General features: G+C 37.7%; 9 protein-coding genes. 2 read left to right on the forward strand and 7 right to left on the reverse strand.

The features are described from left to right. Nucleotides 1–223 precede the first annotated feature (223 nt). On the reverse strand, nt 224–1,576 hold the full coding sequence (locus tag IPJ80_05315; GenBank protein MBK7912900.1) for an FAD-dependent monooxygenase: 1,353 nt from the start codon (nt 1,574–1,576) through the stop codon (nt 224–226). Further along, nucleotides 1,572–2,834 (reverse strand): kynureninase, encoded by a 1,263-nt coding sequence (gene kynU / locus IPJ80_05320; protein ID MBK7912901.1) that lies wholly within the window; start codon nt 2,832–2,834, stop codon nt 1,572–1,574. The genes IPJ80_05315 and kynU overlap by 5 nt, the downstream gene beginning before the upstream one ends. A gap of 250 nt (nt 2,835–3,084) precedes the next feature. Between kynU and xerD the strand changes: the two genes are divergently transcribed. After that, a complete protein-coding gene (gene xerD / locus IPJ80_05325; GenBank protein ID MBK7912902.1) occupies nt 3,085–3,993 on the forward strand; it encodes a site-specific tyrosine recombinase XerD in 909 nt (302 codons plus the stop codon). Between the two features lie 320 nt (nt 3,994–4,313). Here xerD and IPJ80_05330 read toward each other — a convergent pair whose 3' ends face one another. Then, nucleotides 4,314–4,748 carry a hypothetical protein gene (locus IPJ80_05330; protein MBK7912903.1) on the reverse strand — a complete coding sequence of 145 codons (435 nt, stop codon included), beginning with the start codon at nt 4,746–4,748 and terminating at the stop codon, nt 4,314–4,316. Nucleotides 4,749–4,796: 48 nt separating this feature from the next. On the opposite strand from IPJ80_05330, the gene mtgA reads away from it, so the two are divergent. Further along, nucleotides 4,797–5,564 (forward strand): monofunctional biosynthetic peptidoglycan transglycosylase, encoded by a 768-nt coding sequence (gene mtgA / locus IPJ80_05335; GenBank protein MBK7912904.1) that lies wholly within the window; start codon nt 4,797–4,799, stop codon nt 5,562–5,564. Nucleotides 5,565–5,868: 304 nt separating this feature from the next. Here the strand turns inward: mtgA and IPJ80_05340 are convergent, their stop codons facing one another. The 4 genes from IPJ80_05340 to IPJ80_05355 form a co-directional block, all read right to left on the reverse strand. Continuing rightward, on the reverse strand, nt 5,869–8,421 hold the full coding sequence (locus IPJ80_05340) for a tetratricopeptide repeat protein (protein MBK7912905.1): 2,553 nt from the start codon (nt 8,419–8,421) through the stop codon (nt 5,869–5,871). A gap of 267 nt (nt 8,422–8,688) precedes the next feature. Beyond that, a complete protein-coding gene (locus IPJ80_05345) occupies nt 8,689–11,235 on the reverse strand; it encodes a caspase family protein (GenBank protein MBK7912906.1) in 2,547 nt (848 codons plus the stop codon). A gap of 12 nt (nt 11,236–11,247) precedes the next feature. Next, nucleotides 11,248–11,559, reverse strand: a complete 312-nt coding sequence (locus IPJ80_05350) for a hypothetical protein (protein MBK7912907.1) — start codon at nt 11,557–11,559, stop codon at nt 11,248–11,250. 148 nt (nt 11,560–11,707) lie between these two features. Next, a complete protein-coding gene (locus IPJ80_05355) occupies nt 11,708–14,908 on the reverse strand; it encodes a CHAT domain-containing protein (protein MBK7912908.1) in 3,201 nt (1,066 codons plus the stop codon). Nucleotides 14,909–14,936: the final 28 nt, after the last annotated feature.

A 14,936-nucleotide genomic window follows, 5' to 3' on the forward strand; every position in this document is an offset into this window, starting at 1 on the left:
TCCTTACCTAAAATAGCTTGAATTTTTAAATAAATTAAAGATCTTGTTGATGAAGCTTGAAGTTTTCTTTTGGGAGCATTATTTCTCCAGAGCACGTATTTAATGTTCAATGAGCAATGCTCAATGAACAATTTTCATTGAAAGATCCCATTATTCATAGAACCATTGGAACATTGCAACATTGCAACATTGGAAAATTGGAAAATTGGAAAATTTTCCCAAATTATTCAATCGATTTAAGTTGTTGATAAATTTCTTTTAGTTCGTCTGGGGTCCAGTCTGTTTTTTCTGATCTGCATAAATTCATCAGCAAGTCATCTTGCAGGCGGCCTTTAATCATAGCATCGCGATAGGATATATCCGGTCTGAAGGTAACCATCGCATATTTAGAATAGTATTCGGGAAATTGTTTTTCCAGTTGCATCTCCAGTTTGCGTTTTCTTTGAAAAACAGGGTCTGCAACTTTATCGCGCATTTCTATGAAATTATCTTCAGCCAAATCGGCTATTGCATCCGAATTTGGTTTTCTTATTTCTGAAAATGTTTTACAGATTGTTTGCCAATCCATTTTCTCATCAAGCAATTTATCAAATACGAAGACATCTTCGAAACCACAATTCATTCCCTGGCCATAAAAAGGAATGATGGCATGAGCTGCATCTCCCATTAAAAGAATTTTATCTTCATCATGCCATGGTGAACATTTTACTGTATAAAGATGTCCGGTAGGATTGTGGAAAAACTCACTCGTTAATTGGGGAATTAATGAAATGGCATCTTTAAAATAGGTTTCAAAAAAGATTAATAACTGATTTTCATTTTTTAAAACTTCAAAGCTTTCAGATCCGTGATAAGGCAAGAACAAGGTTGCAGTAAATGTAGCATCGGGATTGGGAAGTGCAATCATCATAAAATGGCCCCGTGGCCAAATGTGTAACACATTTTTTTCTAATAAAAATTCGCCATTTGCTCCCGGTGGAATCGTTAATTCCTTGTATCCATAATTTTGAAATACTTGTGAATAGTTAAAATGCAAACGGGCAGATTGTTCCATAAAATATTGCCTGCTTGCCGATGCAGCTCCATCGGTACCAATTATTAAATCAAATGAACGTTCTTCGGAATTTTTAGACTCATTTTCAAAAAAAGCTTTATTGGTTTGCGCATTAATTTTTTTCAATTGGGTATTAAACTGAATCGCATTCGGTTTTATTTTTTCAATGGCGTCCATCAAGATCACATTGAGCGTACGTCTTGAAATGGAATTTATATATTCACCGGCTCTTGAACTGTATGCCTGATATACCAATTGACCTTTCAGGTCGTGGATTAAACGGCCTTCCATTTTTATAGCGTTTGCCAGTAATTCCTTTTCGAGTCCAGCCAGTTTTAATGTTTGGATTCCCCGATGGGAAAGTGCCAGATTGATCGATCGTCCAGCACTGATTGCTGCTTTGCGCATATCCGGACGGGATTCGTACACCGTGACATCAAATCCCCGTTGCAATAAACGCAAGGCAAGTAAACTTCCAACCAGGCCACAACCCGCAATTTGAATGGTTCTATTTTGATTAATCATTTAGCGCTTGCTTTAAAATTTGAATGAAATCAAAAATGTCAGTGAAGCTGTTATAAAGTGGGACAGGTGCAAGCCGAATTACATCTGGTTCGCGCCAATCTGCTATGACACCGGCTTCTGTAATTTTATTAAAAATCGTTTTATCGGCATCTTTTAATTGAATGGATATCTGGCATCCTCTTTCTGCTTCTGAACGAGGTGTAATTATTTTCAATTTGGGGTGATCCATTTCATCAATTAAATTAAACAAGACATTTCCCAGCTGCATGGATTTCAATCGCAAATTATCCATTCCGGCTTCATCAAACAATTCAAAGGATGCACGCAAACATGCCATAGGTAATATGGGAGGGTTGCTTAACTGCCAACCTTCCGCACCCGACATGATTTCAAAATGCGGACTCATTTTAAAACGTGATTTTTTATTGTGTCCCCACCAACCGGTAAAACGCGGAATGTCATAACTGTAAGCATGTCGCTCATGGACAAAACACCCGGCCAGGCTTCCCGGTCCGCCATTCAAATATTTATAACCGCACCAGATTGCAAAATCAGGACCCTCTTCATGCAATTTAAGAAGTAAGTTCCCGGCTCCATGTGCCAGATCAAATCCGACCAGACAACCGCTTTGATGCGCTAATTCGGTAATAAATTTTATAGGATATGCTTGTCCGCTGTAATAATTTACAGAACCAATTAAAGCTAATGCAATTTCATCGCCTTGTTTTTTGAAAACGTTTTCAATGGTTTCTTTTGAAACATAAGCTTCACCAGGTTCAGGTTGAAGAATTATCAACTGAGTGGCTGGATCATAACCATGAAATCGAATTTGGGATTCCACAGCATAGCGATCTGAAGGAAAGCAACTGTGCTCAATCAAAATTTTAGTTCGTTTTCCTTCCGGCCGGTAAAAACTAACCAGCATTAAATGCAAATTGACGGTAAGTGTATTCATCACCACCGTCTCAATGGGCTTTGCACCTATAATACGGGCCATAGAATCTGTAAGAAATTCGTGGTAAGGCAACCAGGCATGTTTTGCCTGATGATGACCATGGACACCAAAATTTGCCCAATCCCTTAGTTCTTGTTCGACATAAGCTTTGGTCTTAACTGGTTGAAGTCCTAAAGAATTTCCACAAAAGTAAATGGCATCTTTTTCAGTTTTGGTTTTTGGAAACAGGAATTGGGCTCTAAAATGCTTCAATGGATCCTGTTCGTCCATTTGTTGTGCTGCAGTTCGGTTTAAATCCATACAAATTAAAAAGCCAAAAATAAGCGATTTGAAAGGAAAGAGACTTTTGATTTGATGAATTTTACAAAATCAAAAGAAAATAGTGCTGCCTAAATTAATTCATCTTGCTAAATTTCAAAACGGGCATTTGTAAATTCCAAACTTGGGGTTTAAACCCCAAGTTTGGAATTTACAGCAATAATTGAAATAATTATAAATGTTTACATGAATGTCTTTGCGGTTTAAATGATATTCCCTTTACTTTTACCCTATGGATTGGCATGCTGCACGGGAAGGATTTGTAAATTATTTGAAATTGGAGCGTTCTATGGCCATGCATTCCGTTGATGCATACTTGCGTGATTTAGATAAATTACAACATTATGCTGAGTCAAAGAATCCTATGTTAAGCCCTGAGGCAATTCAGATGGATGATGTCGAAGATTTTTTATCCTGGTTGCAGCAATTTGGTTTAGAAGAACGCTCGCAGGCCCGAATTCTTTCAGGCATCAAAGCTTTTTATAAATATTTATTGATTGAAGAGCTCATACAAATAAATCCAACCGAACTGATTGAGGGACCAAAACTAAAACGTAACCTCCCAGATGTGTTGCATATTGAAGAAATTGAAGCAATTTTTGCTGCAGTAGATTTAAGCAAAGATTTTGGACATCGGGACAAGGCAATTTTAGAAACGCTGTATTCGTGTGGACTTCGTGTCAGTGAATTGGTCGAACTTTTGTGTTCCAATGTTTTTGAAGAAGAGACCATGATAAAAGTGATTGGAAAAGGCAATAAAGAGCGACTGATTCCAATTGGTCAAAAAGCATTAGATCAAATTAAATTATATAAAATATCCTATCGAAATACCTTGCCGGTTGTGAAAGGTTTTGAAGATCATTTATTTTTAAATCGGTTTGGAAAAAAATTATCCCGCACGCTGGTGTTTCAAATGGTTAAAGAAAATGTTGCAAAAGCCGGAATAAAAAAACAGGTAAGTCCACATACGTTTAGACATTCGTTTGCAACCCATTTGGTTGAAGGTGGAGCCAATTTAAGAGCTGTTCAGGAAATGTTAGGACATGAGAGTATTACTACTACAGAAATCTATACGCACCTGGATTTGAATTACCTCCGTGAAACTGTTTTGCAATTTCATCCGATGAATAAAAGGAGCTGAGGGGTTGGAAGGCTGAAAGGCTGTTAGACTGTTAGGCTGTTGGGGAGTTGGGGTGGAGAGTTATTGGTATGTTGAACATTTTTGAATTTTTGACTACTGACTCCTAACTGCTGACTACTGATTTTGGGGCTGGAGGGCTGAAGGGAATGAATGATAAACATTTTTTGACTACTAATTACTGACTGCTAACTACTGATTTTTGGGCTGTTGGGCTGTTGGGCTAGTAGATTGTTAGGCTAAAGGACTTAAGGACTTCTTCTCTATAGACTTCTTAATTTTAACATTAAACCATTGCAGCATTGCACCATTGCACCATTGATTCAATTTCGTTTTCTTATAAATGTAAGGATCAACAAAACGATTGAAAACAGTTTAACAACATTTACCATTAGAAACAATAAAAACGAAGGTCGCTCTGCATCCATGGGTTCGCTCCAGAATCTGAAGTACGGGAAGTAGCGAATGTCGATCTCTACTTGTGGAAATACAGTTCCTTTGCAACGAATGTTTTCCGGAATTTTATAATCCAGTATTTCATTATATCCATCGTATCGCTGTTGGAAGCTATCGCTATTAAAACTGTATTCATATAAATACACACGATCTCCCTCACAGCTGTGGTTATAAATTTTTGCTTTGCCTGGAATTGAAAAGAAACGCAAGGCAATCGATCGGAACGGATCTTCCACTCTGAAAAAAGGCAATAAAAAGAAACAAGCACCAAAAAAGGCAATTATACGTAATAGCCAAATCATACAATTGATTTTCTGCCAAATGTATATAAATTTGAGCAGAGAATATTTATGAAAACGATTCCGAAGAAAATACTCTATTCTGTTAAGTATCAATTGCTTCGGTTCTACCATGCTTACAAATCCTGGGCCTGGTACTACAAGATCTTGACTTGGGTATTGACTATCTTGTCGCTTCATTTTTTATATTTCTTCTATTTGATGCTTTTTTTCCCTCCGATTACAGCCACCCAGTTTGGGAGTTTGGTAAGTGGTCACGGATTAAACAGGGAATACGTTTGTCTTAAAAATATTTCAAGCAATGCCGTTCTAGCGGTTATGGGAGCGGAAGATCAGCTATTCGCTGAACATTATGGCTTCGATTTGGAAAGCATTGAAAAAGCAATGGAATACAATAAAAGAAAGCCTAAAAAAATGCGAGGTGCTTCTACCATAAGCCAGCAAGTTGCTAAAAATGTATTTTTATGGCAAGGGCGATCCTGGGTTCGAAAAGGATTAGAAGTTTATTTCACTTTAATGATTGAAACCTTGTGGAGCAAAAAAAGGATCATTGAAATGTATCTGAACATTGCAGAAATGGGGGATGGTGTCTTTGGAATTCAAGCAGCCTCTAAAAAATATTTTAATAAAGATGCCAAGTACCTGAGCCGGGAAGAAGCAGCTAAAATTGCAGCATGCCTTCCCAATCCCAAGCGCTACAAGGTCAAACCTGTTTCACCCTATGTTTCATTTCGCATTCCATGGATCATGCAACAAATGGATCAAATTGAACCTGATGAGGATATTCAACTTTTATTGAAGAAGGCTTATGTTAGGTAACACCTTGATAAAATTTTTGCAATGATATGATACAATAAAAATCAAGAATTAAAATGTAGGCTTTATAATTAAAATATTTTAATTGATGAAGTATTTATACAATCTACATGTTTTTTTATAAAATCCAACTCTTTAACCAGAGGTAGTAAATATTAATTTCTAAAAATTTAAGTACATTCCGATTATCGTCTTCATTGAATAGTATTACTTTGCCTCATGAAATATTTTGTGAGATTTGAAATTATTTTGCAATTTAGATGCTCTGTATGATCTCTTGAGACAATTCAGGAATAAAAAATAAATTTCATTTCATTTTATCAGGAAAATATTTCTTCATCAATGCATCCCATTCAGACAATGCACGCAGTGTAGTGAGTTCTTCATCTTTTTCCAGTTGCTCAAAGGTACTTCCATTATTAATTGCCTTTTCAACCCAGCCTATGGCATCCTCCGTTTTTGTTTCGGAAACAAGCAGGTAAGCCATTCCGAGCATAGCGCCGGTGTAATTGGGATTAAGTTCAATGGCTTTCAGAAAATTTCGTTTAGCCTCATCGGGGCGTTTGGTTTTGAAATAAACCATGCCCAAATGTTTTCGAGGATTTGCAAACGTCGTGTCGAGAGAACAAATCTTTTTAAAAATAGGTTCTGCATCTGCATAACGATGAGTTAAAAGGTACAATCCACCGAGGTTGTTCCAGGTAAAAGTATACGTTGAATCAAGTTCAATTGCTTTAATTAGCATAGGCTCTGCTTCCTGATAGCGGCGGGTTTGGATGTATGAAAAACCAAGGTTATTCCAGGCTTTATATTGAGAAGAATCCATACTTAGGGCTTTTTTCAAAATCGGCACCGCTTCTTCGTACCGTCGGGTTTGATTGTACAAAGATCCTAGGTTATTCCAAGTGACGATTTGCGTTGAATCAATCGAAATAACTTTTTTAAAAATTGGTTCAGCTTCTGTAAAACGACGTGTTTGATTGTATAATGATCCAAGGTTATTCATTACAGAAATATTTGTTGAATCCATTGACAAGGCTTTATGAAAATTTTCTTCGGCTTCTTTGAATTTACCTATTCCTAAAAAGATCATGCCATAATCATTATACCAACATGGATACATTGGACCTTCAGATTCCTTGTATTTTTCCATTAACCTCAACGCTTCTGCATTATTTCCAAGCAATCGATTCAACAAAGCCCACTGATTAATGACATAAGGGTGTAATGAATCTATTTTTTCTGCGATTTGCAAAGCTTGTTTTGCCAGGTCCAATTTTTTTTGTGCACAAAATATACCTGCTAGATCAGTATAAGGCAGCACCCAATTGGGTGCAAGATTATGAGCTTGTTCAGCACAAATAAAAGCCGAATCTGCTTTCCGAAGATGGTTAATATAAATGATACTCATTCGATGCAAGGGTAAGGGAGACTGCGGTTCCAGTTCAAGAGACTTTTTAAAAAGAGGCAAACATTGTCTAGCAAGCGATTCATCCGGATTCACATGGTGTAATGCATTAATACCCATGAAGAGTAATTTTCGGGCTTGTAAGGATCGATACATATAATGTTCTTTGCCTAGCAGCTCTGAGGCTCTATCCAATAAGCGAGGGATTGGTTGGAGGTTAATGCTTTTGCCAATACATTGTAATTGCTGCACATCAGCTGCCAACCAAATGTTTATGGCTTGTTGTGCATCTTCTTGTAAAGCAGCTGCAAAATTACGCCTCATGGTCGAATGCAATCGCTCTAATTTTGGTTCCAAAAGCAATTGCTCATAGTAACTGTTTGCACATGCATTGGAAGGTTCTAAAAATATTTTATTTTTTAAAGCTGATTTAAATAATTGATAGGTTCTTCTAGTATTCGAATCTAACTTTGAAAGCAGCTCCTCTTCAGTACTTCTTGATTCAATAGCACTTAAAGTCATCATTTGATTTGACTTATCAGATTTAATAGAAGCTAAGATCTTTTCATCCACACTGGTTAAACGTTCATTGCGATTGCCAAGGATCATCGGTACCTGACTAACCGGGGCCACTTCATTGGTCACATGATCTTCCAGGTATCTTCCGACTTCCTGCAATGTCACCCATTGATCCTTATTGCTATCTGCTAAACCATAAAGTGCATCCAGAAGGTGATATGAAAATGCTCCACGACCACCGCCCCATTGTTCGCCTTCAATGCTGTATTCATTGGGTTGGCATGACATGATTTTAATTTCATTTCCAAATTGTTTTGCAAGATTGGCTGCAGTTGCTTGTGATCCATTGACTGAACTTCCGGCAAGGGTGCCTGAGCGACATGCGTCTGTGATCACAATAACTTTTGCCTTATTTTGAATTGAAAGTGTGGAAACTACTTCCTGTAGCATCGGCAAAGCAAATGCACCACCAGCCATATACACCCGGGCAGGCGCATCCCAGCACAATAAAAATCCGGATTGTGTCAAACTTTTTTTCTCTACATCCCCATGTCCGGAAAAATAAATAATCGCTTGATCGCCTTCTTTGCATACTTCCCACAACCAATCAAGGGCATTTGCAAATTGTGCCATGGTTGCATTGGAATTAATCAATACTTTCAAATGGTCGTTGTCGAGATTACCGCCGGTGTTTGATTTGAGATAATTAGCAAATGCTTCTGCGTCTCTATCTGCAAAGCGAAGATCTGGAATGGCAGGATCCTGGTAGTCGGAGATCCCAATGACAACTGCATAGGTTCTGGTTGATAGTTGTTGGTTGCCTGCCCCAAGAGAACTGTTGGGGATAGTTGATAGCGGAGAAGCACCTTTTTGTTGAGAAAATAAAGATTCCGCCAGAAAAGGTATAAAGAATATTAGAACAAGATGTTTCATTTGTTAAACCGGAAGTAATTTTAGTTCAAGATAACTCTTGGTTTGTCTATAAAATACCTAAATAAATTTTAAATATAATCCTTTTATCCAATTATGTCTATTTGATACAGTATTAAATTCTAATTATTGGCCTTCCACTTGGTAAGAAATTATTTTAACAGACTTAAACGTCGCTAAATTCATTAGAAATAATATCCCATCCTTAGTTATGTAAAATACTTTCTCAAAATTTATAATATCCCTCCAAAATTGATGGATAAAACAGAGTCAATCTTTTACCTTACCACTGAAATATTTATTAATCAGCAAGTTCCATTCTTTTAGCTTACGTAGCGATTCCAGTTCTAGCAATGCCATTAAAATAGGATACATGGCTCCATTTTGAATACTTTTTTCCAGCCAATTTATTCCTTCCTGCTCCCTATTAAGCTTAGTTGTTGCAATTGCTAAATAAATCATGGCCATATAATTTCCAGGGTATGTTTTTAAAGATTTTTTGCTCTGTACTATTGCATCTTCAAAATGAGCTTGCTTAATCCGCAAATAGGCAATTTCTGAATAAAGTTCAGCAAGCATAGAATCAAGGCTAAAAGCCTTTTCCAATTGGATATCTGCTGTTAAAATATTTCCGATTTGCAAATTAAAGTGTGCAGCTGCAACCCAATGTATTGCCTTCGTAGAATCCAAATTTATTGCGTGATTGATAGTTTTTTCTGCCAAAGTCGTTTGCCCAGTATATAAATAATATAGCATCAAATGGTACCAGGTGTAGGGTTCAAATGCATTGAGTTGGGTAGCTTTTATATAGTGCTTACCCGCTTCTTTAATTCGTCCTGTTTGAAACAATAAATCAGCCAGACGAATGTGTGTTTCCATAAAATTTGAATCCAGCTCTAAAGATTTTCGAATCAATTTCTCCGATTCAGAATACCGACCCTGTATAAAATATACTGTCCCTAAATTCCGATAAGCCCATTCATGTGAAGGATATTTTTTTATTAAAAAACTAAACAATGGAATGGCTTTGTCATACTGTGCCTTTTGGACATATAAAATTCCTAAATTTATATAAGGTCCACCCATGAGTGAATCCAATTGAATCGCCTTTTTATAATAATATTCCGCATTGTCCAAATCGGAAATATAGGAATAGTACATCCCCCATATGTTTTTAATATCGCTAGAACTTGAATCAATTGTTGCAGCTTTTTCCAGATAATATTTTGCTTTTTCTGGCATACTGAATGGCCAGAGATATGAACCGGCAAGAAGTTCATAGGGTATGACCCAACCAGGTTGCAAATCCATAGCTTTTAATGCATAATATTCCATTGAATCAGCTTGAATTAATGTATATCCATATAATTTACTGATTTGCCAGTAAACTTGCGGGAGATCTTTTTGCCAGCGAAGAGCTTCATTGAATTTTTGCAAAGCCAAATTTCCTGCTTCCTGATTGGGATTCTCATTTTCCAAAGCAATTAAAAATCCTTCAAAAAAACATCGTCTGGCTTGAAGTGTGGAATACATAATATGATCCTCTCCTAATAGTTCTGCCGCACGAGCTAAATAGCTCGGATATCTTTTAAATTTATACCTCCATCCATCTTTAGTATGTAAAAATATTTCCCGATCTCCGGAGATAAATTGATTCATCACTTGTTGGGCATCATCCTGCAAAGCCGCTGCAAAATTTCTCCGCATGCTAGAATACAATTTATTCAATTCTTTTTTAGCGATTAATTGATTGTAATAATAATCCGCACATTTTGTACTGGGTTGCAGAAAAACTTTCTCACGAAGGGAAGTATAAAATGATTGATATAAAATCCTGGTGCTGCTATCCAGTGTCATTAGAATCTGTTCCTCAATTCCTTTTGATTCAATTGGAGACAAAGTAACAATCTGATTCGATTTCCCGGAAGTAACTTCAGCCAATAGCTGATCATCCACCTGCGATAGCATAGCACTTTTATCACCTAAAATCATTGGAAGTTGGCTTACTGGAGCAACTTCAGCTGGTACATGGTCTTCCAGATACCTTCCGATTTCAAAAACAGAAACTGACCCATCTTTATTAAAGTCCGCCAATCCATACAATCCATTAATAAAATTATACGAAAATGCCCCACGACCACCTCCCCATTGTTCTCCTTCAATTGAATATTCGTTGGGTTGACAGGATAATATTTTTATTTCATTGGCATATTGTTTTGCAAGGTTGGCGCCAGTAATTTGCGAACCACCTACACTACTTCCTGCTAATTTACCTGACCTACATGCATCGGTAATAACAATTACTTTTGCTTTGTTTTGAGATGAAAGGGTTGTAATGATATCCTGAAACATCGGTAATGCCATGGCTCCTCCTGCTAAGTAAACTCTTGCAGGCGCATCCCAACATAAAAGATATCCTGGTTGAGTGATGGTTTTCTTTTCTACATCTCCATGTCCGGAAAAATATAAAATCACCTGATCATTTTCTTTTACCACTTCCATCAACCAATCCAATGCAATGGCAAATTGCGCAACCGTTGCTTGTTCATTGATCAATACTTTTAAATGATCATTGTCAAGATTTCCACCAGCATCCGATCTTAAATAATTTGCAAAAGCCTCAGCATCTTTATCGGCAAAACGAAGGTCAGGAATGGCAGGATCTTGATAGTCAGAGATACCAACGACAACAGCGTAAATACTACTAACTACTGATTGCTGACCCCTTATAACTGGTTTTGGTGTGACCCCTTTGGTTTGTGCATGAGAGCTAACAAATGTTAGTACTAATAAAATGTTGCTAATGATGAATCTCATTTATTTTAATCTTCATATTGTTGTAGGAAAAAGAAATTTCAATGCGCTCTTTACTTCTTGTGAGAAGCGCAATTGAATGAGATCGTTGTTGCTTTCGATCCATTTGAAACATGTACAGTCTTTATCAATTGTTTGAACCGGAAATTCCGCATGCTTCTTCAAATCAATCAAGTACCATGCCCAGCGGGCTTGTGAACTGAGCTTGAGAATTTCGGTATCCGCATAGTCTTTTAGCCCATGGATAAAATCAATCTGAGTTATTAGTGAACAGGAATCCTTTATAAGTTTATCTCTCAGCTTTTTAGCATGGGAATTTGCTATCATTTCCTATAGGTCTAGTTGTATTATTAACAATAAAAAGAAACAGCCTGCATTTTAACAAACTTTCTTGTAATATAATTATATTATGTATTAAAAATTATCCTTTTAAAAAATAAAATCTTGCACGCCAAATTCTATCATAAAAAGCAGATCATTCCACCAACACAAATCCCGCCCACTGATATGGATCCAATCCATTGTCCCGCAATTCCTTTTGCGCTTCATGAAAAGCATCCGGAATACTCATTTTTTCAGTTAGCCACTTTTTATAAAAAGTTGTCATCAACAACGAGGTTTGGTTATCCGGAACTTGCCACAATGACATAATCAAATATTTTGCGCCTGCAATTTTGAATGCTCGCTGCAAGCCATAGACTCCTTCGTTGCCTTGGATATCGCCGAGGCCGGTTTCACAGGCTGAGAGGACAACTAATTCTGTATTGGATAAATTCATCTTACTGATTTCATAAGCTGTAAGGATTCCGTCTTCCATGCCTTCCTTAAAAGGTCTGCCTTCCGTCCATGCGTAATTACCACCAGCGAGAATCAAACCGGAACGAATCATCGGGTGATCAGATATTTTGAATGCAGATTCATTTGTTTCAAATTCCTCTTTTACCCTTGGTGAGGTAGCTTTCGCAGTTCCCTCACTTGCCGTCCCGCTAGAATTGGCGGGATCATGCGACATTCTGCCTGTGGCAGAAATCGTTCGGTCAGGAAAGAAAAAACCATGTGTTGAAATATGCAGCACACGAGGAGATGATACTGATTTTCCAATATTTTTAAATGCTTCCTCAGTTGCATAATTACCAGAATACACTATCGTTTCAAATTTTGATTTCTTAAATAATTTGGAGGCACTATTTATTTCATTCTTTGTTCCCGGAAGATAAACCCATTCGCTTCCAGCTTCTTTTATTCCCCGGGATGCATATGAAAAGGAAAGCTCATCAGTTTTTGAAGCTAACAAATTGATCCTATTGGAGTCTAACTTAATTGAAGTAGTGTCCATATTGTAATTAATGCCACCAAATAATACCGCTAAGTTACTGGCATCGACATTGATCAGATCAGGCACTACCAATGATCTTGTACTTCCAAGTCGCACTAATTTAAATTTATCGGAGAGATTTGTTTTATCATCAATCGGAATGGCATTAAAGTTAATTCTATGTAACAAACCAGATGGTGAATAGTAAATTGTTTTCGTATTTGGAAACAAATGAATAAGTGGTTTCCAGAACAATTCATACAAGTGATCAAGATTGTTCCCTGCAACTATAGGTTTCACCCCTCGAGTATAAATTTTCGAAAGCAATTCACTGTTATTCCATTCACCTTTTTTGGATAAAATTTCTTTTAATTCTTTCTCTTCAAACAAGGGTACAAAAACTGGCGCGCTCATTTCATTTATGAGTACAAGAGCAGCGTACATCATACTGTCCGTAATCATCTTATTATAATGTACAAATTCAATAGCTGCTTCCCCTTCTTTCAATTTCGACTTAACTTCCTGCCAGTTTACCTGCCGCATTGCCTCACCATATCCAGCCACCGTGCGTGTCAGGTCCTTTTCCAATACATTGGCTTTTTCTTCAAGTTCTTCGACCCCTCTGCGTTCGGTGATGGGCTTACTGTACTCGATGGCGAGGCGGTGTTCATAGGATTTCAGCAGGTTATATTTTTTAGTAGAAGTAGTGTCGGTAAGCGCCAGGCGTTTGACCTTGTTTGCAGCGTTGAGCAGGAAGCCTTTATAAAAAAGGGTGTTGTCAAAACTGGCAGTTACTGCTTTTTGGCTTTTGGATATATGTACAAAAGAAAGGATTTCGCTTTGGCTTATTGAAAATAAGTTCAAGTAATTATTCAGTTCTTTTTCTGATAGGTGGCGCATTGCTCTTTCAGCAAGCAGCTTGTTGACAGTGGATAGTTCCATGAAAATAGGTTCGGCTTTTTCATATAAATGCATACTACAATAAAGAATCGCCAGATTGTGCTGACTTGCGACATAATCGGGGTGTTCCTTTCCCAGAGCTTTTTCCCGAATGGCTTTGGATTCCAGGTAAAGTGATTCGACTTTTTCGGATTGGCCCATAATCCAATAAAGCTTTGCCAAATTGTTCAGGCTATTGGCAATTTCAGAATGTTCCTTGCCAAATGCTTTTTCCTGAATGGCTTTTGCTTCCAGTAAAAGCGGTTCTGCTTTTACGTATTGGCCCATTTTACCATACAGTATAGCCAGGTTGTTCAGGCTTGAGGCATAGTTGGGGTGATCCTTGCCCAGTGCTTTTTCCTGAATGGCTTTGGCCTCCTGGTAAAGAGGTTCGGCTTTATCATATTGGCTCATTTCATCATAAAGTATAGCCAATAGGTTTAGGCTTTGAGCATAAATGGGATGCTCCTTTCCCAAGGCTTTTTCAAAAATGGCTTTGGATTCCAGTAAAAGTAGTTCTGCTTTTTCGTTTTGGCCCAATTTCGTGTAAATAAAAGCCAGGTTTCCCAGGCTTTGAGCATAATCGGGATGTTCCTTCCCTAATACTTTTTCACAAATGTCTTTAGCTTCCAAATAAAGTGGTTCGGCTTTATCGTATTGACTTATTAAAAAATAGTGACTTGCAAGGTTGTTAAGGCTTGTGATAAAATCGGGATGTTCCTTGCCCAATACTCTTTCACGAGTGACTTTGGCTTCCAGGTAAAGCGGTTCAGCCTTTTCATATTGGCCCCTGTCGCTGTACAAATTTCCCAAGTTGTTCAAACTTTGGGCATAATCAGGATGTTCCTTGCCCAGGACTTTCTCCCGAATAGCTTTGGATTCCAGGTAAAGCAGTTCAGCCTTTTCATATTGGCCCCTTTTGCTGTAAAAAATTCCCAAGTTGTTCAAACTTTGGGCATAATCAGGATGTTCCTTGCCCAGGACTTTCTCCCGAATGGCTTTGGATTCCAGGTAAAGCGGTTCGGCTTTTTCGGCTTGGCCCATGTCATTGTATAAAATAGCCAGACTGTTCAGGCTGTTGGCATAATTAGGATGGTCCTTTCCAAGAGCTTTTTCGCGGATGGATTTGGCCTCGAGATACCATTTTTCGGTTCCCGGGAAGTCCCTTTGCAATTTCAATATTCTCCCATGGTTAAAACAACAATCTCCATATGCCGGCGACTCCTTTCCTAGTTTTTCCAGTGCGATTTTTTCAGCGGCGACATTGACTTCGAGGGCCTGTTCAAAATTCCTTTTAGCTATTAAGCCACGGGAAACCTTAATGAGGCTGTCCACCTGTTTGATGAAAGATGAATCAAGTTGCTGGGCATACATGAGATATGGACATAGAAAGCATACGATCCACAAAGTACTAATTTTCATAAGGTCAATTTACGATCAATAAAGTTAT

Source organism: Saprospiraceae bacterium (assembly GCA_016714025.1).
GTDB lineage: Bacteria > Bacteroidota > Bacteroidia > Chitinophagales > Saprospiraceae > Vicinibacter.

What these genes read in the sequence shown, in the direction of transcription:
- kynU (MBK7912901.1), bottom strand. Translation starts at nt 2,834, where the DNA reads ATGGATTTAAACCGAACTGCAGCACAACAAATGGACGAACAGGATCCA.
- xerD (MBK7912902.1), top strand. Translation starts at nt 3,085, where the DNA reads ATGGATTGGCATGCTGCACGGGAAGGATTTGTAAATTATTTGAAATTG.
- IPJ80_05330 (MBK7912903.1), bottom strand. Translation starts at nt 4,748, where the DNA reads ATGATTTGGCTATTACGTATAATTGCCTTTTTTGGTGCTTGTTTCTTT.
- mtgA (MBK7912904.1), top strand. Translation starts at nt 4,797, where the DNA reads ATGAAAACGATTCCGAAGAAAATACTCTATTCTGTTAAGTATCAATTG.
- IPJ80_05340 (MBK7912905.1), bottom strand. Translation starts at nt 8,421, where the DNA reads ATGAAACATCTTGTTCTAATATTCTTTATACCTTTTCTGGCGGAATCT.
- IPJ80_05345 (MBK7912906.1), bottom strand. Translation starts at nt 11,235, where the DNA reads ATGAGATTCATCATTAGCAACATTTTATTAGTACTAACATTTGTTAGC.
- IPJ80_05350 (MBK7912907.1), bottom strand. Translation starts at nt 11,559, where the DNA reads ATGATAGCAAATTCCCATGCTAAAAAGCTGAGAGATAAACTTATAAAG.
- IPJ80_05355 (MBK7912908.1), bottom strand. Translation starts at nt 14,908, where the DNA reads ATGAAAATTAGTACTTTGTGGATCGTATGCTTTCTATGTCCATATCTC.